A 17,620-nucleotide genomic window follows, 5' to 3' on the forward strand; every position below is an offset into this window, starting at 1 on the left:
CGGAATCCACGACACGCCCCGGGCGACTTCGAACGCATGTTTGGCGAACGGGCCCGCGACGGCTAGGGTCGTCGCCGTAAGTACCCCGAGGAGGCGAATGCGATGGCAGCGGACGACACCGGACACGGTGGTCCCGGCGTGACCGGCACCGCCGCGGACCGGGGATCCGCGACGGTCCGGGAGTTCCCCGACCCCGCGACCGACACCCGCGGCCTGACCCCGCGGCAGAAGAAGGTCCTGGCCGTCATCCGGGACTGGGTGGACCGGTACGGCTACCCGCCCAGCGTCCGCGAGATCGGTGACGCGGTGGGCCTCACGTCCACCTCGTCGGTGCACCACCAGCTCCGGACCCTGGAGCGCAAGGGCTTCCTCCGGCGCGACCCGAACCGCACCCGCGCGGTCGACGTCCGCAGCCCGGAGCAGATCGCCGGCACCGACGGGTCGGACTCCGACGCCGACACCGCCGAGCTGCGTTCCGCGCGGCCGGCGCCGGCGTTCGTGCCGCTCATCGGCGACATCGCCGCCGGTGGCCCGATCCTGGCCGAGCAGGCCGTGCAGGACGTGTTCCCGCTGCCGCGCGAGATCGTCGGCGAGGGCACGCTGTTCCTGCTCAACGTCAAGGGTGACTCGATGGTCGACGCCGCGATCACCGACGGCGACTGGGTCGTCGTGCGTCAGCAGCCGGTGGCCGAGCAGTGCGAGATCGTGGCCGCGATGATCGACGGCGAGGCGACGGTGAAGACGTTCCGCCGCAAGGACGGGCACATCTGGCTGATGCCGGCGAACGACGCCTACGACCCGATCCCGGGTGACGACGCGTCGATCCTCGGCCGCGTCGTGGCGGTCCTGCGCCGCCTCTGACCTCCTCGGCGGCGCCCGGTTCCCGCGGTCAGCGGGACCGGCGGCGCCGTCCGTGCAGGGACATCGCGACGGCACCGGTCACCAGCAGCACCGCGAGCACCGCCGCCCCGCCCGCGGCGGGCAGCCACGACGGGTACGTGCGGTACTCCGGCACCTCGGCGGGCTGGGCCACGACCGGTGCCCGTGGGCCGGTCGCCGCGGGCACCGCGCCCGGGACGACGGTGATCGCCGCCGCGGTCGGGCCCCGGGCCTCGCTGCCGGAGTGCAATGCACCCCGGCCGTCCGGGGCGATCGCCTCGCCCTGGGCCTCGTCCGGCAACGGCACCGGCAGTGGTGCCCCGCCCAGCGCCGCGACCAGCACGTCGGCCGTCGCCGGTCCGCCGACGGGCAGCGGGAACACCCAGGCGTCGGTGTAGGTCCGCAGCACGGCGGCGCGTCCGCCGTCGGCCACGGTCGGTGAGACCCCGCCGCCGGTGATCGTGCGGGATCCGGCAGCCCCGAGCGGCCCGCCACCGGTGCCCGACCAGGGCAGCACGACCTGTGCCACCCGACGCAGCGGGACCGGGCCCCCGCCCTCGCGCAGCGGTGCGTCGGGTCGGTACACCCCGGCGGCCCCGGTGGTCTTGTCCACCAGCAGGGGCACGCCGTCGTCGCCGACCAGCAGCGCCTCGACGTCGCGCGGACCGTCCGGATAGTCCAGGTCGTACACGCGTGGCGGCCCGGCCGGGGGCAGCACGACGAGCCGGACCGAGCCACGCTGTGCCCCGTTGTCACCGGTGTCGGCGAGCCAGAGATCCCCGCCCGGCCCGAGCCCGAGGTCCTCGACGTCGGTGACCGGGACGTCGGCCTGCCGGGTTCCGGTGACTGCGCAGCCGGACGGGTCCAGGGTGAACGTCCGCGCGGTCCCCCCGCCGTCGACGATCGCGTGGTACCGCTGCGGGGCTCCGCCGGGCGGGCCCTGCGCGACCAGCCCGGACAGCTCCGCCAGCCGCGGATCGTCGACGGTGCAGACCGGGTGCGCCCCGGGCGGCGGCGCGGCCGCACCCGTGAGCGCACCGGCCAGGCAGAGGACAGTGGTCAGGCAGACGACAATGGTCAGGCGGCGGGCCACGACCCCCGGACGCGGCCGCCCACCCGGCCGCCCATTCAGTGGCCCGCTGCCGTCGCCGGCAGGTCGGCGCCGGTCCCGATCGGGACGGCAGAGCCCGCCACCGCGAACGGCAGCACCGCGGTGCCCAGCTCCGGCTTCACCCGCGCCCGGATCCGGGTGCCGTCGGCGGTGTGGGACTCGGCGAGGATCTCGCCGTCGTCGTGCAGCCGCGCGACCAGCGCACCCTCGGTGTAGGGCAGCAGGAGGTCGACCTCGTAGTCCGGGCGCGGCAGGCGCTCGGCGATGTGCTCGCGGAGCCGGTCGATCCCGGTGCCGCTGTGTGCCGAGACGAACACGGCGTCCGGCTGGGCGTGCCGCAGCCGGGCCAGCGCGAGGTCACCGGCCGCGTCGATCTTGTTGATCACGAGCAGCTCGGGGGGCATCGTGTCGCCCGCGGCCTCCCCCACCTCGACGAGCACCTGACGGACCGCGGCGATCTGGTCGTCGGGCAGCGGGTCGGACCCGTCGACGACGTGCACCAGCAGGTCGGCCCGGGCGGCCTCCTCCAGCGTGGAGCGGAACGCCTCGACGAGCTGGGGCGGCAGGTGCCGCACGAACCCGACGGTGTCGGTGAGGGTGTAGTCGTGCCCGTCGGGCGTCTGTGCCTTGCGGGTGGTCGGGTCCAGCGTCGCGAACAACGCGTCCTGCACCAGAACCCCGGCGTCGGTGAGCTGGTTGAGCAGGCTCGACTTGCCCGCGTTGGTGTAGCCGACGATCGCGACCGAGGGGATCTCGTTGCGGCGACGGCTGCCGCGCTGGGTCTCGCGGACCTGGCGCATCGCACCGATCTCGCGGCGCAGCTTCGACATCCGCGCGCGGATGCGGCGCCGATCCAGCTCGATCTTCGTCTCACCGGGGCCACGGCCACCGATACCGACGCCGCCCGCGGCCCGGCCACCGACCTGCCGGGACAGCGCCTCACCCCAGCCGCGCAGCCGCGGCAGCAGGTAGGACAGCTGCGCGAGCTCGACCTGGGCCTTGCCGTCCCGGGAGCGGGCGTGCTGGGCGAAGATGTCGAGGATCAGCGCGGTCCGGTCGATGACCTTGACCTTGAGCCGCTCCTCCAGCTGACGGAGCTGGCCGGGTGACAGCTCGCCGTCGCAGATCACGGTGTCGGCGCCGGTGGCGCGGACGACCCCGAGCAGCTCCTCGACCTTGCCGGAGCCGATGAACGTGGCCGGGTCCGGGCTGGAGCGGCGCTGCACGAGGCCGTCCATCACCTCGGAACCGGCGGTCTCGGCGAGGCGGGCCAGCTCGGTCATCGAGTTGTCGGCCTGCTCGGCCGTGCCCTCGGTCCAGACACCGACGAGCACGACCCGCTCCAGCTGGAGCTTGCGGTACTCGACCTCGGTGATGTCGGTGAGCTCGGTGGACAGCCCGTGGATCCGGCGCAGCGACGTGCGCTCCTCCAGGTCGAGCTCGCCACCCGTCGGAACCGGGTTCGACGTGGAAGGGGTCACGGAGGGGTGCGTGTGGGCATCAGTCATCTTGCCCCCATCCTCCCACGTCGCGGGACTCGTGTCCGCCCCGATTCGCGGGCCTCAGGCGGGAGCGTCCCACCACGCACGGTCCAGCTCGCCGGAGGCGAGCAGCACCGCGGGGCCGTGCAGCGTCGTGGGCCCGGTCCGCTCGTCGGTGCCGGCCTCCACCGTCACCCGCAGCAACCCGCCCGGAACGGTGACCTGCACGTCCCCGGCGGTGTGCCCGGCGTGCCGCAGCGCGGCCACGGCGGCCGCGACGGTCCCGGTGCCGCAGGAGCGGGTCTCCCCCACACCGCGTTCGTGCACCCGCATCCGGATGCGGCCGCCGTCGGCGGGGCCGTCCAGCGGGGTCAGGAACTCGACGTTCACCCCGTTCGGGAACAGCGCCGGGTCGTAGGAGGGCGCGCGGGTCAGGTCGAGGGTGTCCGGGTCGGCCGCGGTGACGCAGGCCAGGTGCGGGTTCCCGACGTCGAGGGCGATGCCGTCGAAGCGCGCGTCGCCGCTGGTGGCGACCGACGCCGGGCCGACGCCGACCGTCCCGAGCCCGACCGAGACCCCGTCCGGCCCGACGGCGGTGTCGAGCACCCCGTTGCGGGTGCCGACCGGGCCACCCGTGGCCCAGCCGCGCTCGTGCAGGTAGCGGGCGAACACACGCAGGCCGTTGCCGCACATCTCGGCGAGCGAGCCGTCGGCGTTGCGGTAGTCCATGAACCACTCGACGCCGTCGACGGGCTCCCCGACGCCGGGCTCACCGGCGAGCTTCGCCCAGCGCACGACCCGCAGCACCCCGTCCGCGCCGAGGCCGCGGCGGCGGTCGCACACCGCGGAGACCCGGGCCGGGGTGAGGTCGAGCGCGGCGTCCGGGTCGGGCAGCACCACGAAGTCGTTCTGCGTGCCGTGCCCCTTGCTGAACGCGATGCCGCCGGTCATGCCACCAGCCTACGAGCGAGCACCGCACGCGCCGAGGCCACCAGGTCCGGGTCGGCGCCGTCGAGCCAGTGGATGCGCCGGTCCCGGCGGAACCAGGAGCGCTGGCGGCGCACGAACCGCCGGGTCGCGCGGACCGTCTCCTCCCGGACGACGGCGAGGTCGGGGTGGTCGGGGTCGCGGTCGAGGGCCTCGATCACCTGCCGGTAGCCCAGCGCGCGGGACGCGGTGCGGCCGTGGGCGAGCCCGCGCGGGAGCAGCGCGCGGGTCTCGTCGACCAGGCCGTCGTCGAGCATCCGGTCCACCCGCAGCGCGACCCGCTCGTCGAGCTCGGCGACGTCGCGGTCCACGCCGAGCAGCACGGCGTCGTAGCGGGGGACGCCGGCACCGGGCAGGGTCGCGCGGAACGGCCTGCCGGTCAGTGCGATCACCTCCAGCGCGCGGACGATCCGCCGGCCGTTCGAGGGCAGCACCTGCTCGGCGGCGACCGGGTCGGCCGCGGCGAGGCGGGCGTGCAGCGCGCCGGACCCGTCACGTTCCAGCTCGGCCTCCAGCTCGGCGCGCAGCTCCGGGTCGGTGCCGGGGAACTCCAGCTCGTCGAGCACGGCCTGCACGTAGAGCCCCGAGCCGCCGACCAGCACCGGGGTGCGCCCGGCGGCGCGCAGCTCCTCGATGACCGCGCGGGCCGCCCGCTGGTAGGCCGCGACCGAGGCGGTCTCGGTGACGTCGAGGACGTCGAGCTGGTGGTGGACGACGCCGCGCCGCTCGTGCGGGGCGAGCTTCGCGGTGCCGATGTCCAGACCGCGGTAGAGCTGCATGGCGTCGGCGTTGACGACGTCGCCGTCCAGCGCCAGTGCCAGCTCCAGGCCCAGGTCCGACTTCCCGGTCGCGGTCGGCCCGACGACGGCGACCAGCGGCGGTGCGGCCGGTGCCGGCGCGGCCGGCGGTGGTGCAGCCGGTGGTGGCGCGCTCACGCCGGTTCCCACAGCGCCACGTGGTAGGCGACGCCGTAGGGCATCGAGGTGTGCCGGTGCGCCGCCGTCCAGGAGCGCCCGCGCGCGGCACCGGCCAGCACCTGCCACGGCGCGCGGCCCGAGGCCCAGAGCGCGGCGGCGCCGTCCGGGTCGAGCCGGGCGAGCGGCTCGGGATCACCGGCGTCGAACGCGGCGGCGACGACGGCGTCGAACGCTTCGGCCCGGCCGTCGAACCCGCCGGGGGCCTTCGCGGTGTGCTTGGCCGCGCCGTCACCGACGACGAGCAGCCCCACCCCCTCGCCGGCCAGCTCGGCGCCCAGCGCCAGGCAGTCCGCGACCGGGGTGTCCGGTGCGACGAGCTCGCCGCGCGCCGAGCCGACCCCGGCCGGGGCCGCCCAGGCCGCGACCAGCAGCGGCAGCGGCAGCTCGGCGCCCTCGTCCGGACCGGCCGGGCCGGGCAGCGCGACGGGGACGTCGCGGCCGTAGCCGGCGAAGGTGCCGCGGGTGCCCGGGTCCACGGTGCGCCGCCCGCCGGGGTCGGCGCCGACGACGACCCAGCGCTGGGCCGCCGCGGCGAGACCCGTCACCGCGGCGACGACGGCCTCGCGCAGCCCCTCGGTCTCGACCGCCGCGTCGCCGCTCAGGGCGGGGACGAGGAGCGGGGGCTGGGGCAGGACGGCGATCGCGGCGGGCACGGGCTCCGAGGGTAATCAGCGCCCGCGGCCACGACTCCCGTACCCGGCCGGAGGGCACGCGGTTCCCCCGAGGGCGGTGGACCTGCTTGAATCGCCGTTCCGGCCTCCGCACCGCGCGAGGATCCGGTGCGCGCACGGCCCCGGACGGACGTCCGCACGGGGCGCCCGCCCCGCGGCGGGCCGAACGAGGAGGACCTACCGGTGTCCGAGACCCACGCGACCGACGCTGCAGGACAGGGTGCCGAGCCCACCCGGCCCACCCCGCCGAAGCCGGGGCCGCCCCGGCCCGGACCGCCGCCCGCCGCCCGACCCGTGCCCACCCCGGCCGCGGTCGCACCACCCGCACCGCCCGCCGCCCTGCCGTCCCCGGTGCCCTCCGCGGCAGACGACCCGGGCCGCTGGGGCCGCGCCGACGACGACGGCACCATCACCCTGGTCACCGCCGACGGCGAGCGGGTCGTCGGCTCCTACCAGGCCGGGCCGCCCGCCGAGGGCCTGGAGCACTACGCGAAGCGGTTCGACGCGCTGGTCACCGAGACCGAGGTGCTCGCCGCGCGGATCGCCGGCGGCGGGGATGCGAAGGCGTCACTGACCGCGCTGACCGCGCTGCGCGACGGCCTCGACTCCGCGCACGTGGTCGGGGACGTGCCCGCCCTGCGCACGCGGCTCGACGAGCTGGTCGGCCTCGCCGAGCAGGGCGTCAGCGCGGCGAAGGAGGAGCGCGAGCGCGCCCGGCACGACGCCGTCGCCCGCAAGGAGGCGCTCGCCGTCGAGGCCGAGAAGATGGCCGTGGACTCCACCCAGTGGAAGCAGGCCGGGGACCGGTACAAGGCGATCCTCGACGAGTGGCGCACCATCCGCGGCGTCGACAAGAAGACCGACGAGCAGCTGTGGAAGCGCTTCTCGAAGGCCCGCGAGGCGTTCAACCGGCGGCGCGGCTCCCACTTCGCCGACCTCGACCGCCAGCGGGTCACCGCGAAGGCCCGCAAGGAGGAGCTCGTCGCGCAGGCCGAGGCCCTCGCCGACTCCGACGAGTGGAACGCGACCGCGGCCGCCTACCGCGACCTGATGACCGAGTGGAAGGCGGCGGGCCGCGCCCACCGCGAGGCCGACGACGCACTGTGGGCCCGCTTCCGCGGCGCGCAGGACCGCTTCTTCGCCCGCCGCGGCGAGCACTTCTCCGCCCGCGACACCGAGTTCGCCGAGAACGCCGAGGCGAAGCGGGCGCTGCTCGCCGAGGCCGAGACGATCGACCTGTCCGACCCGGACGGCGCACGGGCCCGGCTGCGCGAGATCCAGGAGCGCTGGGAGGCCATCGGCAAGGTCCCGCGCGAGGAGATCCGCACCTTGGAGGGACGGCTGCGCGGGATCGAGGACAAGGTCGCCGCCGCCGCGGACGCGCAGTGGCGCCGCACCGACCCCGAGACCCAGGCACGCGTCGAGCAGTTCCGGGCGCGGGTCGAGCAGTTCGAGGCGCAGGCGGAGAAGGCCGGGGCGGCCGGTGACCGCAGGCGCGCCGAGCAGGCCCGCGCGCAGGCGGCACAGTGGCGGGAGTGGCTCACCGCCGCCGAGCAGGCGGTCGACGAGCGGTAGGGGGTCAGTCGCGCTGCAGCGCGGCGCCCGCCCACACGAAGGTCAGCAGCACCACGGCGACCACGCCGAGGACCATCCCGAACCCGGGCCCGGCCTCGGCGCCGGTCTGCTGCGACCAGATCGCCCACAGCCCGTTCACCGAGGAGATCCCGCAGCCGAAGGCCGCGAACCACGCGAGTGCCCACAGCCGGGTCAGCAGCGCCGCGGCCGACACCACGACGGCGAACCCGGTCATCGTGAACGAGAACAGCGTCGGGAGCGGCCCGGAGGTGCCCGAGGACAGCACCTGCCAGCCCGGGGTGCCCGCCACCCACGGCAGCAGCAGCGCGGCGACCGCGGCGACGATCGCCACCGCGATCAGCATGGCGCGCGAGCCGGGGTCGATCCGGCGGGCGACGCCGCGCCCGGCCCGGTCGATCTCGGCGCGGGTCTGCGGGGACACGTCGCTCATCGGGGACCTCCGGTGGTGGCGGGGACGCCGCAGGACGGCGCGGCGGGAGCCGGCTCGGACGCCGGAGCGCCGAACGCCGGCAGCCCCAGCGTGGTGGGTGCCCCGGACGGGCGCTCGCCGGCCTCGGCGGCGTCGCCGGCGCGGGTGCGGCGGTGGGTGAGCACGCCGCCGTCGGCGACGAGGTGGTGCGGGGCGCCCCGGTCGATCCGGACGGTGACGACGTCCCCGGGCCGGATGCCGGTCGCGGTACCGGGGGCGAAGTGCACCAGCCGCCCGTCCCGGGCACGACCGGTGAGGCGGGCGGTCGCCGCGTCCTTGCGGCCCTCGCCGGTGGACACCAGCAGCTCCACCACCGTGCCCTCCTGCGTGCGGTTCTCCTCCCAGGAGATCCGCTCCTGCAGCGCGACGAGGCGCTCGTAGCGCTCCTGCACGACGGCCTTGGGCAGCTGGTCGGGCAGGTCCGCGGCCGGGGTGCCGGGCCGCTTCGAGTACTGGAAGGTGAACGCCGCGGCGAACCGGGCCCGCTCGACGACGTCGAGGGTGTCGGCGAAGTCCTGCTCGGTCTCGCCCGGGAACCCGACGATGATGTCGGTGGTGATCGCCGCGTGCGGGATCGACTCCCGCACCTCGGCCAGGATCGAGAGGAACCGCTCCGAGCGGTAGCTGCGACGCATCCGGCGCAGGACGTCGTCGGAGCCGGACTGCAGGGGCATGTGCAGCTGCGGGCAGACGTTCGGGGTCTGCGCCATCGCGGCGATGACGTCGGAGGTGAAGTCGCGCGGGTGCGGGCTGGTGAACCGCACCCGCTCCAGCCCCTCGACCTCGCCGCAGGCCCGCAGGAGCTTCGAGAACGCCTGCCTGTCACCCATGTCCGAGCCGTAGGCGTTCACGTTCTGCCCGAGCAGGGTCACCTCCAGCACGCCGTCGGCGGCGAGGGTCTGCACCTCGGCGAGCACGTCGCCGGGGCGGCGGTCGCGCTCCTTGCCGCGCAGCGACGGCACGATGCAGAACGTGCAGGTGTTGTTGCAGCCCACCGAGATCGACACCCAGCCGGCGTAGGCGGAGTCGCGGCGCGCGGGCAGCGTCGAGGGGAACACCTCGAGCGCCTCGGCGATCTCGACCTGGGCCTCGTCGTTGTGCCGGGCGCGCTCCAGCAGGGTCGGCAGTGCGTGCACGTTGTGCGTGCCGAACACGACGTCGACCCACGGCGCCCGCCGGGTGATCGTGTCGCGATCCTTCTGGGCCAGGCAACCGCCGACGGCGATCTGCATGTCCGGGTTGGCGACCTTGCGCGGGCGCAGGTGCCCGAGGTTGCCGTAGAGCTTGTTGTCCGCGTTCTCCCGCACCGCGCAGGTGTTGAACACGACGACGTCGGCGGTGTCGGGGTCCTCGGCCCGGGCGTACCCGGCGTCCTCCAGCAGACCTGCCATCCGCTCCGAGTCGTGCACGTTCATCTGGCACCCGTAGGTGCGCACGGTGTAGCTGCGGCTCACACACCCGAGGGTAGGCGCCCCGGCGAACGGCGCCGGGACGGGGCCGTCGGGGATGATGGCCCGATGCACCGGTCCGGTCCCCCGCTGACGCGGCGCGCCCTGCTGGGTGCGGGCGTCGTACTGGGTGCGGGGGCGGTGCTCCCGGGCTGCACCGGACCGCGGCCCGCCGAGCCGCTGGTGATCGCGGGCGGGGTGCAGCCGGGGGTGTACATCAACCTCGCGCGCACGCTGTCCGAGATCTGGCACGAACGCCTCGGGCTCCCCGCCGCCCCCCGGGTGCTGGAGACCGCGGGCAGCGCACAGAACATGGAGCTGCTGACCGACGGGCGGGCGGCGGTCGCGATCAGCCAGGTCGACGTGGCCGCCGACGTCGCCGCGCGCGTCACCGGCCCGACCGAGCCCCGCGCACTGGCCCGGCTCTACGACGACGTCACCCACCTCGTCGTGCGTGCCGACTCCGGCCTGCGCAGCATCGCCGACCTGCGCGGACGACGGGTGTCGATCGGCCCGGGCGGCAGCGGCTACCAGCCGATCGCGATCCGGCTGCTCGACGTCGCCGGGATCGGTGTCGCGGGCCTGGGCACCCGCGCGGAGCTGGGGCTGCCGGACGCGGCGACGGCGCTGGTCGAGGGCCGTCTCGACGCGTTCTTCTGGTCCGGCGGGGTGCCCACCGACGGCGTGCGGGAGCTGGCCGCCCGGGTCCCGATCCGGCTGCTGGAGCTCGGCGGGGTGCTCGACCGGATGCGCGAGCGGTACCCCGTCTACTCCGTGGCGACGGTCCCGGCGAACACCTACGGGCTGCCCGGCCCGGTGTCGTGCCTGTCGGTGCGCAACGCGCTGCTGGTCACCGAGGGGATGGACGCCGACCTGGCCCGCGCGCTGATCCGGGCGGCCTTCGACGAGCAGCCCCGGCTGACGCAGGCCAGCCCGGCCGCGGTGACCGTCGACTCGCGCTCGGCCATCGGCACCCAGCCGATCCCGCTGCACGAGGGCGCCGTCGAGTTCTACCGGGCCACCAAGGGCTACTGACCTCGCTGACCTCGCTGACCCCGCGCGGACAGGTCGAGCACCGTCTTCCCCGTCGCGTGCCCGTCCTCCACCCGCGCCAGGGCCTGTGCCGCCCGGTCGAAGGGGTACACCGCCGTGACGTGCGGGTCGAGGACGCCCTGCACCATCAGCGCCGCGACCCGCTCCAGGGTCCGGCGGTCGGTGTGGCGCTCCACGACGACGCCGCCGACCTCACCGACCGTGGGGTCCCCGACCGAGACCACGGCCCGTGGCGTGGCGGCGAGCGGTGCGACGGCACGCAGCGACGCGCCGCCCACGAGGTCCACGACGCCGTCGAAGCCGCCGGGGGCGAACGCGCGCAGCCGGTCGATCGCACCGGGCGCGCGGTGGTCCACGAACACCGCCCCGGTCCCGGTGACGACGTCGCGCTTGGTCACGCCCGCGGTACCGATCACCTCGAGCCCACCGGCGCGGGCCAGCTGGGCGACGGCCAGCCCCACGCCCCCGCCGATCCCGTTGACCAGCAACCGGCCACCGCGCGGCAGTGCCAGCTGGTCGACGACGTCGAGCGCGGTGGTCCCGGCGACCGGCACGGTGGCCGCCCACTCGTCGGACAGCGCGTCCGGCGTTCGGGCCGTGGCCGAGCCGAGCAGCAACGTGTCGGTGGCGTAGGTCCCGGCGCCGGTGAGGGCGAACCCGAACGCCCTGTCCCCGACCGCGAGGCCCGTCACGGCGGTCCCGACCGCCGTGACCACCCCCGCGGCCTCCATCCCGAGGACCTGGGGGAACGGGAGGTGCCCGTTGATCATCGGCACCCCGCCGGCGCGCAGGACGTGGTCGAGGGGGTTGACCCCGGCGACGGCGACGGCGAGCGCGACCTCGTGCGCACCCGGCACCGGGGCGGGGCGGTCGAGGAACTCCTGGACGTCGGGGCCGCCGAAGGCGCGGTATCCGTATGCGTTGACCACGCCGGCACGCTATGACCTGCCACCGGTGTCAGGTTCCAGTGATCGTGTCCCAGGTCACCGGTCGGCGGACCCGGCCGGGCGCGCGGCGGCGAGGGCGGCCCGGTGCTCGCTGTTCCCGGCCATGAGGCGTTCCAGGGCGTCGACGGCGGTCCCGAGGGTCCCCATCGCCTCGCGCAGCCGGTCCCGCTCACGGGCCATCGTCGCGAAGGCGTCCTCGGCGGTCCGCAGGCTCGGGGTGTCCACGCACGGCAGCAGCCGGGCGATCGTGCGGCTCGACAGGCCGGCGTCGAACAGCGTCCGCAGCAGGGCGACGCGCTCGACCTCCGGTGTCCCGTACTCCCGCTGGCCGCCGCTGCCGCGGGTCGGGGCGAGGAGACCCTGCTGCTCGTAGTAGCGCAGCATGCGTGCGCTCACGCCGGTGCGTTCCGCGAGCTCGCCGATCCGCATTCCTCACACGTCCTCTCCGGGGGCCGGGGGTCGGTCACGCACCGCGGAGGGCGCGGGCCGCAGCCACAGTGTGACCCGGAGCCCGCCGCCGGGTGCGTCGCTCAGCTGCAGGCTCCCGCCGGCCGCGGCCGCGGTCCGCACCGCGATGGCCAGGCCGAGCCCGCTGCCCTCGACGTTGGCCTGCCCGGGTGCCCGCCAGAACCGGTCGGTGGCGCGCGCCCGGTCCTCGCGCGCGAGGCCGGGGCCGCCGTCGACGACGCTGACCCCGATCCGGTCGGCGGTGCGCAGCGTCGCGACCCGCACCCGTCGCCCGGGCGGTGTGTACTTGAGCGCGTTGTCCAGCAGCGCGTCGAGCACCGACTCCAGCGCGGGCTCGCCGATCAGGGCGTGCAGGCCGCGTGGGCCGCTGCGGCGCAGCTCGATCCCGGAGTGCTCGGCGAGCGGCCGCCAGTTGTCCACCCGTTCGGCGACGACGACGTCGAGGTCGGTGTCCTCGGCGACGCCCGGGTCCTCCACCGCGCGCTCGGCGCGGGCCAGCGCGAGCAGTCCGTCGAGCACCCGGGACAGTCGCTCGGCCTCCTCCATCGCCGCGAGGTGGTCGTCGGCGGCGGCCGGGTCGACGTGCCCGTCGAGGTTGGACAGCCGCAGCCGCAGCGCGGTGAGCGGGTTGCGCAGCTGGTGGGAGGCGTCGGCGACGAACGCGCGCTGGGCGCCGAGCGCCTCGCGCACCGTCTCGGTCATCCGGTCGAACGACTCGGCCAGCGAGCGCAGCTCCGGCGGGCCGCTGCGCCGCGACGGCGGACCGGGCGGCCCCCCGGCGAGGACGGCCGTCCCGACCCGGTCCATCGCCTCGTCGAGCCGGCGGACCGGGCGCAGCACCCAGGCGGTCAGCGGCAGCGCGACCAGGATCCCGGCGAGCAGCGCGAACACCGCGGCCCCGGCGATCAGCGACCAGGTGCGCACCGCCTCGGCCCGCAGGGCGTCGGTCGGGGACACCGTCACCACCGCGCCGACGACCTCGCCGTCGACGAGTACCGGCTCGGCCAGCACCAGCGGCCGGTCGTCCCACGGCATGAGCAGCGGGTAGGTCGAGGAGCGGCGCCCGGCGAGCGCGACCTCGGTCCGGTCGACGGCGTAGTCGCCCAGCTCGGGCAGCCGGTCGGCCGGGCGGGAGGCGGTCACCGTGCGCCCCGTCCGGTCGAGGACGAGCACCGCGACGCCGTAGACGTCGTCGTAGCGGGTGATCTCGTCGGTGAACGTGGCGAGCGCGGAGCTGCCCGCGGGGGTCTCGATGAGCGGGCGCTGGGCGGTGGAGGCGAAGGAGATGGTGTCGGTGAGGCGGTCGGTGAAGACCTCCTCCTGGGCCCGCTGGGCGGCGGTCCAGGCCAGCGGGACGCCCAGCCCGGCGGCGAGCAGCCCGACGAGCACGAGCACGACCAGCAGCAGCCGGCTGCGCACGTCGCCGTTCCCCTCTCAGTCCTCGGTGGCGGCGAAGCGGTACCCGACGCCGCGGACGGTCCGCACCAGCTCGGGGCGGCCGAGCTTGGTCCGCAGGGTCGCCACGTGCACGTCGAGGGTCCGGTTCGCGCCCGCCCAGCCGCGCCCCCACACCTCGGCGACGATCTGGGCGCGGGTGCAGACGGCGCCGTCGGCGCGGGCGAGCAGGGACAGCACCTGGAACTCCTTGCGGGTGAGCACCACCTGCTCCCCGGCGACGGTGACCTCGTACCGCTCGGGGTCGACGCGGACGTCGCCGACGGTCACCGGGGCCGACCCGGCCGGGACGACGGTGCCGTCGTCGCCGATCTTGCGGCGGCGCTGCACCGCGTGCACCCGGGCCACGAGCTCCCCGATGTCGTAGGGCTTGACCAGGTAGTCGTCGGCGCCGGTGTGCAGCCCGGCGATGCGGTCGGTGACCTCGCCGCGAGCGGTCACCATCAGCACCGGGACCTCGGAGACGGCGCGGATCGCCCGGCAGACGTCGAGCCCGTCGGCGTCGGGCAGCCCCAGGTCGAGCAGCACGACGTCGACGCCGTCGAGGTGGTCCACAGCGCCGCGGCCGTGGTCCAGGCGGGTCGTGGTCATCCCGTGCCGGTGCAGTGCCGGGCGCAGCGCGGCGGCGACCCGGTCGTCGTCCTCGATCAGCAGGATGTGCACCGGTGGCCGCCCTTTCCGTTACGTGGCCGAGACCCTAAAGGTTCCTCAAGGTGGTGGACTCGCATGTCCGTTCCGTCCAGGCTCTCGCCATGTCCGGAGGCAGCATGACCAGCCCGCCCGCGTCCAGCACACCCATGGTGCGGATGGCCGGGGTGCAGAAGCACTTCGGCGACCTCCACGTGCTGCGCGACATCGATCTGGACGTCGCCCGTGGGGAGGTCGTCGTCGTCCTCGGCCCCTCCGGTTCCGGCAAGTCCACACTCTGCCGCACGATCAACCGGCTCGAGCCGATCGACACCGGCACGATCGAGATCGACGGCACCGCGCTGGCGGCGGAGGGCAAGGCGCTGGCCGCCCTGCGCGCCGACGTCGGCATGGTCTTCCAGTCGTTCAACCTGTTCGCGCACAAGACGATCCTGGAGAACGTCACCCTCGCACCGCTGAAGGTGCGCGGGGTGTCCAAGGCCGAGGCCGAGAAGACTGGTCTGGCGCTGCTGGAGCGTGTCGGCATCGCCAACCAGCGCGACAAGTACCCGGCGCAGCTGTCCGGCGGCCAGCAGCAGCGCGCGGCGATCGCCCGCGCGCTGGCCATGAAGCCGAAGGTGATGCTCTTCGACGAGCCGACCTCGGCGCTCGACCCGGAGATGGTCAACGAGGTGCTCGACACCATGACCTCGCTGGCCAAGGAGGGCATGACGATGGTCGTCGTGACCCACGAGATGGGCTTCGCCCGCCGGGCCGCGCACCGCGTCGTGTTCATGAGCGACGGCGAGATCGTCGAGGACGCGACCCCGGACGAGTTCTTCACCGCCCCGCGCAGCGACCGTGCCAAGGACTTCCTCGGCAAGATCCTCTCGCACTGAGGACGCCTTCCACCACCACCCCCCGACGAGCGGAGCGAACCGTGAAGAGAACCCGCATCCTGGTGGCGGCCGCCCTGGCCGCCACCCTCGCCCTGGCCGGCTGCGGCCGCGAGGGCACACCCGGCGCCGAGAGCTCGGGCTACCAGCCGACCGTCGCGCAGAACGTGACCGTCGAGGGCTCCCCCACGTTCGACGCCATGAAGCAGCGCGGCCGCGTCGTGATCGGTGTCAAGGACGACCAGCCGAACCTGGGCTTCCGCGACGCCACCACCAACGAGTTCTCCGGGTTCGACATCGACATCGCCCGGATGGTCGCGGGCGGTCTCGGCTTCTCCCCCGAGCAGATCGAGTACAAGGTCATCCCGTCGGCGGCCCGCGAGGACAACATCGAGCGCGGCGACGTCGACTACTACGTCGGCACCTACACGATCAACGACAAGCGCAAGCAGCGCGTCGGGTTCGCCGGGCCGTACTACGTCGCGGGCCAGAGCCTGCTCGTGCGTGCCGACGACAACACGATCACCGGCCCGCAGACGCTGCAGGGCAAGCGGGTCTGCTCGGTCACCGGCTCCACCCCGATCCAGCGGGTGAAGGACCAGAAGCTCACCGACCAGGTCGTGGAGTTCCAGACCTACACCCAGTGCGTCGACCAGCTGATCAACAACCAGGTCGACGCCGTCACCACCGACGACGCGATCCTGCTCGGCTACGCCGCGCAGAACCCGGAGCAGCTGAAGGTCGTCGGGGAGAAGTTCTCCTCCGAGCCCTACGGCATCGGCGTCCCGAAGGCCGACACCGCGCTCCGCAACAAGATCAACGACCTGCTGCAGGCCGCGATCGACGACGGCACCTGGAAGACCATCTACGACGGCACCCTGGGCAAGTCCGGTACCCAGGCCCAGCCGCCGGCCATCGAGCGCTACTGATCCCGACCGCGGCCCGGTGGGGCGGTGACCTCGTCACCACTCCGCCGGGCCGCGTCGGGTCCAGACACGTCGGGACCAGAGAAAGGAGAGCCGCCCGGTGGATGTCCTGCTGGACAACCTCGACCTCTACGTCGGCGGGTTCGCCGGCACGATCGGCCTCTTCGTCGTCGCCGCGATCGGATCGCTGCTGCTGGGCACGCTGATCGCGGGCATGCGGGTCAGCCCCGTCCCCGCGCTGCGTGCCTTCGGCACCGGCTACGTGCAGATCCTGCGGAACACCCCGCTGACGCTGGTGCTGTTCTTCTTCACGTTCGCCTACCCACGGCTCGAGCTCGTCCAGCTCAGCTTCTTCGCGCTCGCGAGCGTCGGCCTGAGCCTCTACACCGCCGCGTTCGTGTGCGAGGTCGTGCGGTCGGGCATCAACACGGTCCCGGTCGGGCAGGCGGAGGCGTCGCGGGCGCTGGGCTTCACCTTCACCCAGACCCTCGGCCAGGTGGTGCTCCCGCAGGCGGTGCGCGCCACCGTCCCGCCGATGACGAACATCCAGATCGCGCTGCTGAAGAACACCACGATCGCGTCCGGCTTCTCGGTGTTCCAGGCCGGCGGCATCTACCAGAACCTCTCCGAGCGCGGCTACAACGTGCTCGTCGGGCTGCTGTGGGTGGCGCTGATCTTCGTGATCCTGGTGGCCCCGCTGACCTGGGTCCAGCGCCGCCTCGACGCCCGCTGGGGGGTGGCCCGATGAGCTCGGTCCTCTACGACATCCCGGGCCCCGCGGCCCGCGCCCGCAACCGCACGATCGGCGTCGTCGGGGTCGCGGTGATCCTGGCGGCCCTCGGGTTCGTCCTCTACCGCTTCTGGGCCACCGGCCAGTTCAGCGGCCGGATGTGGGACTGGATCACCTACGAGGCGATCCAGGTCCGCATCCTCGACGGGCTGTGGAACACCGTCCGTGCCTTCCTCGTCGCGGCGGTCCTGTCGCTGGTGTTCGGGGCGGTGTTCGCCGCCGGACGGCTGTCGGACCACGCCTGGGTCCGGGTCCCGTGCACGGTGGTCGTGGAGTTCTTCCGCGCCGTCCCGCTGCTGGTCCTGATCTTCATCATGTACTACGGGATGTCGCAGGGCGCGGGCATCGAGATCTCCGCGTTCTGGGCCGTCGTGCTCGGCCTGATGCTCTACAACGGCTCGGTGCTCGCCGAGGTGTTCCGCGCCGGGATCAACGCGGTCCCGCGCGGACAGAGCGAGGCCGCCTACGCCCTGGGGCTGCGCAAGACCCAGGTGATGTCCTCGGTGCTGCTCCCGCAGGCGGTCCGGTCGATGCTGCCGACGATCCTGTCGCAGCTGGTGGTGGTCCTCAAGGACACCGCGCTCGGCTTCCTGATCCTCTACGAGGAGCTGCTGCTCGTGGCCCGCCAGCTCGGCAGCCAGGTGCAGCTCGGATCGCCGATCCTGCAGGTCGCGCTGGTCGTCGCGGTCCTCTACATCGGGCTGTGCCTGATCCTGACCGGCCTGTCGCGGCTGGTGGAGAAGCGGCTGTCGCAGGGGCCGCGCAAGGCCACCCCGCAGGCCGCTCCGACGCCGGCACCCGCCGGCGGCGCCCCGGTCTGAGCCCCGGTGCCCGGGCCC

18 protein-coding genes are annotated in these 17,620 nt (G+C 74.6%); 7 read left to right on the forward strand and 11 right to left on the reverse strand.

From position 1 onward, the window contains the following. The first annotated feature begins 102 nt into the window (after positions 1 to 102). Positions 103 to 861, forward strand: coding sequence for a transcriptional repressor LexA (lexA, locus tag Ae331Ps2_RS01950; protein WP_075311133.1), 759 nt, complete (start codon positions 103 to 105; stop codon positions 859 to 861). Between the two features lie 28 nt (positions 862 to 889). Here lexA and Ae331Ps2_RS01955 read toward each other — a convergent pair whose 3' ends face one another. From Ae331Ps2_RS01955 to Ae331Ps2_RS01975, 5 genes are read right to left on the reverse strand one after another with little or no spacing between them, the layout of a single operon-like run. Continuing rightward, positions 890 to 1,972, reverse strand: a complete 1,083-nt coding sequence (locus Ae331Ps2_RS01955) for a hypothetical protein (RefSeq protein WP_075311131.1) — start codon at positions 1,970 to 1,972, stop codon at positions 890 to 892. A gap of 35 nt (positions 1,973 to 2,007) precedes the next feature. Further along, positions 2,008 to 3,498 carry a GTPase HflX gene (gene hflX / locus Ae331Ps2_RS01960; protein ID WP_075329680.1) on the reverse strand — a complete coding sequence of 497 codons (1,491 nt, stop codon included), beginning with the start codon at positions 3,496 to 3,498 and terminating at the stop codon, positions 2,008 to 2,010. A 54-nt stretch (positions 3,499 to 3,552) separates the two neighbouring features. Continuing rightward, positions 3,553 to 4,422 (reverse strand): diaminopimelate epimerase, encoded by an 870-nt coding sequence (gene dapF / locus Ae331Ps2_RS01965; RefSeq protein WP_020624396.1) that lies wholly within the window; start codon positions 4,420 to 4,422, stop codon positions 3,553 to 3,555. Then, positions 4,419 to 5,393, reverse strand: a complete 975-nt coding sequence (gene miaA, locus Ae331Ps2_RS01970; protein WP_369804841.1) for a tRNA (adenosine(37)-N6)-dimethylallyltransferase MiaA — start codon at positions 5,391 to 5,393, stop codon at positions 4,419 to 4,421. Before miaA ends, dapF begins: the two co-directional genes overlap by 4 nt. Beyond that, on the reverse strand, positions 5,390 to 6,088 hold the full coding sequence (locus tag Ae331Ps2_RS01975) for a hypothetical protein (RefSeq protein WP_075311127.1): 699 nt from the start codon (positions 6,086 to 6,088) through the stop codon (positions 5,390 to 5,392). Before Ae331Ps2_RS01975 ends, miaA begins: the two co-directional genes overlap by 4 nt. A 312-nt stretch (positions 6,089 to 6,400) precedes the next feature. Between Ae331Ps2_RS01975 and Ae331Ps2_RS01980 the strand changes: the two genes are divergently transcribed. Beyond that, positions 6,401 to 7,681 (forward strand): DUF349 domain-containing protein, encoded by a 1,281-nt coding sequence (locus Ae331Ps2_RS01980; protein ID WP_075312982.1) that lies wholly within the window; start codon positions 6,401 to 6,403, stop codon positions 7,679 to 7,681. A 4-nt stretch (positions 7,682 to 7,685) separates the two neighbouring features. Here Ae331Ps2_RS01980 and Ae331Ps2_RS01985 read toward each other — a convergent pair whose 3' ends face one another. Both Ae331Ps2_RS01985 and miaB read right to left on the reverse strand, forming a co-directional pair. After that, positions 7,686 to 8,132: a hypothetical protein gene (locus Ae331Ps2_RS01985; protein WP_075311125.1), complete on the reverse strand. Its 447-nt coding sequence runs from the start codon at positions 8,130 to 8,132 to the stop codon at positions 7,686 to 7,688. Beyond that, positions 8,129 to 9,625, reverse strand: coding sequence for a tRNA (N6-isopentenyl adenosine(37)-C2)-methylthiotransferase MiaB (gene miaB / locus Ae331Ps2_RS01990; RefSeq protein WP_075311123.1), 1,497 nt, complete (start codon positions 9,623 to 9,625; stop codon positions 8,129 to 8,131). The genes Ae331Ps2_RS01985 and miaB overlap by 4 nt, the downstream gene beginning before the upstream one ends. A 63-nt stretch (positions 9,626 to 9,688) precedes the next feature. Between miaB and Ae331Ps2_RS01995 the strand changes: the two genes are divergently transcribed. Next, on the forward strand, positions 9,689 to 10,654 hold the full coding sequence (locus Ae331Ps2_RS01995; protein ID WP_075311121.1) for a TAXI family TRAP transporter solute-binding subunit: 966 nt from the start codon (positions 9,689 to 9,691) through the stop codon (positions 10,652 to 10,654). Here the strand turns inward: Ae331Ps2_RS01995 and Ae331Ps2_RS02000 are convergent. The 4 genes from Ae331Ps2_RS02000 to Ae331Ps2_RS02015 are packed head-to-tail and all read right to left on the reverse strand — an operon-like array spanning position 10,648 to position 14,205. Beyond that, positions 10,648 to 11,601 (reverse strand): NADP-dependent oxidoreductase, encoded by a 954-nt coding sequence (locus Ae331Ps2_RS02000; RefSeq protein WP_075311119.1) that lies wholly within the window; start codon positions 11,599 to 11,601, stop codon positions 10,648 to 10,650. The two genes, Ae331Ps2_RS01995 and Ae331Ps2_RS02000, sit on opposite strands and share 7 nt — an antisense overlap. Positions 11,602 to 11,655: 54 nt before the next feature. Beyond that, positions 11,656 to 12,048 (reverse strand): MerR family transcriptional regulator, encoded by a 393-nt coding sequence (locus Ae331Ps2_RS02005; RefSeq protein WP_075311117.1) that lies wholly within the window; start codon positions 12,046 to 12,048, stop codon positions 11,656 to 11,658. Between the two features lie 3 nt (positions 12,049 to 12,051). Beyond that, positions 12,052 to 13,506 carry a HAMP domain-containing sensor histidine kinase gene (locus Ae331Ps2_RS02010; protein WP_075311115.1) on the reverse strand — a complete coding sequence of 485 codons (1,455 nt, stop codon included), beginning with the start codon at positions 13,504 to 13,506 and terminating at the stop codon, positions 12,052 to 12,054. A gap of 15 nt (positions 13,507 to 13,521) precedes the next feature. Next, a complete protein-coding gene (locus tag Ae331Ps2_RS02015) occupies positions 13,522 to 14,205 on the reverse strand; it encodes a response regulator transcription factor (RefSeq protein WP_075311113.1) in 684 nt (227 codons plus the stop codon). A gap of 134 nt (positions 14,206 to 14,339) precedes the next feature. On the opposite strand from Ae331Ps2_RS02015, the gene Ae331Ps2_RS02020 reads away from it, so the two are divergent. The 4 genes from Ae331Ps2_RS02020 (at position 14,340) to Ae331Ps2_RS02035 (ending at position 17,602) form a co-directional block, all read left to right on the forward strand. After that, positions 14,340 to 15,068: an amino acid ABC transporter ATP-binding protein gene (locus Ae331Ps2_RS02020; RefSeq protein WP_020622568.1), complete on the forward strand. Its 729-nt coding sequence runs from the start codon at positions 14,340 to 14,342 to the stop codon at positions 15,066 to 15,068. A gap of 41 nt (positions 15,069 to 15,109) precedes the next feature. Then, positions 15,110 to 15,994, forward strand: coding sequence for a glutamate ABC transporter substrate-binding protein (locus Ae331Ps2_RS02025; protein ID WP_043276813.1), 885 nt, complete (start codon positions 15,110 to 15,112; stop codon positions 15,992 to 15,994). Between the two features lie 97 nt (positions 15,995 to 16,091). Next, positions 16,092 to 16,739, forward strand: a complete 648-nt coding sequence (locus tag Ae331Ps2_RS02030; protein WP_075311107.1) for an amino acid ABC transporter permease — start codon at positions 16,092 to 16,094, stop codon at positions 16,737 to 16,739. After that, a complete protein-coding gene (locus Ae331Ps2_RS02035) occupies positions 16,736 to 17,602 on the forward strand; it encodes an amino acid ABC transporter permease (protein WP_075311105.1) in 867 nt (288 codons plus the stop codon). Before Ae331Ps2_RS02030 ends, Ae331Ps2_RS02035 begins: the two co-directional genes overlap by 4 nt. Positions 17,603 to 17,620: the final 18 nt, after the last annotated feature.

Source organism: Pseudonocardia sp. Ae331_Ps2, from assembly GCF_001932405.1.
Taxonomy (GTDB): Bacteria; Actinomycetota; Actinomycetes; order Mycobacteriales; family Pseudonocardiaceae; genus Pseudonocardia.

What these genes read in the sequence shown, in the direction of transcription:
- lexA (WP_075311133.1), top strand. Translation starts at nt 103, where the DNA reads ATGGCAGCGGACGACACCGGACACGGTGGTCCCGGCGTGACCGGCACC.
- hflX (WP_075329680.1), bottom strand. Translation starts at nt 3,498, where the DNA reads ATGACTGATGCCCACACGCACCCCTCCGTGACCCCTTCCACGTCGAAC.
- dapF (WP_020624396.1), bottom strand. Translation starts at nt 4,422, where the DNA reads ATGACCGGCGGCATCGCGTTCAGCAAGGGGCACGGCACGCAGAACGAC.
- Ae331Ps2_RS01985 (WP_075311125.1), bottom strand. Translation starts at nt 8,132, where the DNA reads ATGAGCGACGTGTCCCCGCAGACCCGCGCCGAGATCGACCGGGCCGGG.
- Ae331Ps2_RS01995 (WP_075311121.1), top strand. Translation starts at nt 9,689, where the DNA reads ATGCACCGGTCCGGTCCCCCGCTGACGCGGCGCGCCCTGCTGGGTGCG.
- Ae331Ps2_RS02005 (WP_075311117.1), bottom strand. Translation starts at nt 12,048, where the DNA reads ATGCGGATCGGCGAGCTCGCGGAACGCACCGGCGTGAGCGCACGCATG.
- Ae331Ps2_RS02020 (WP_020622568.1), top strand. Translation starts at nt 14,340, where the DNA reads ATGGTGCGGATGGCCGGGGTGCAGAAGCACTTCGGCGACCTCCACGTG.
- Ae331Ps2_RS02035 (WP_075311105.1), top strand. Translation starts at nt 16,736, where the DNA reads ATGAGCTCGGTCCTCTACGACATCCCGGGCCCCGCGGCCCGCGCCCGC.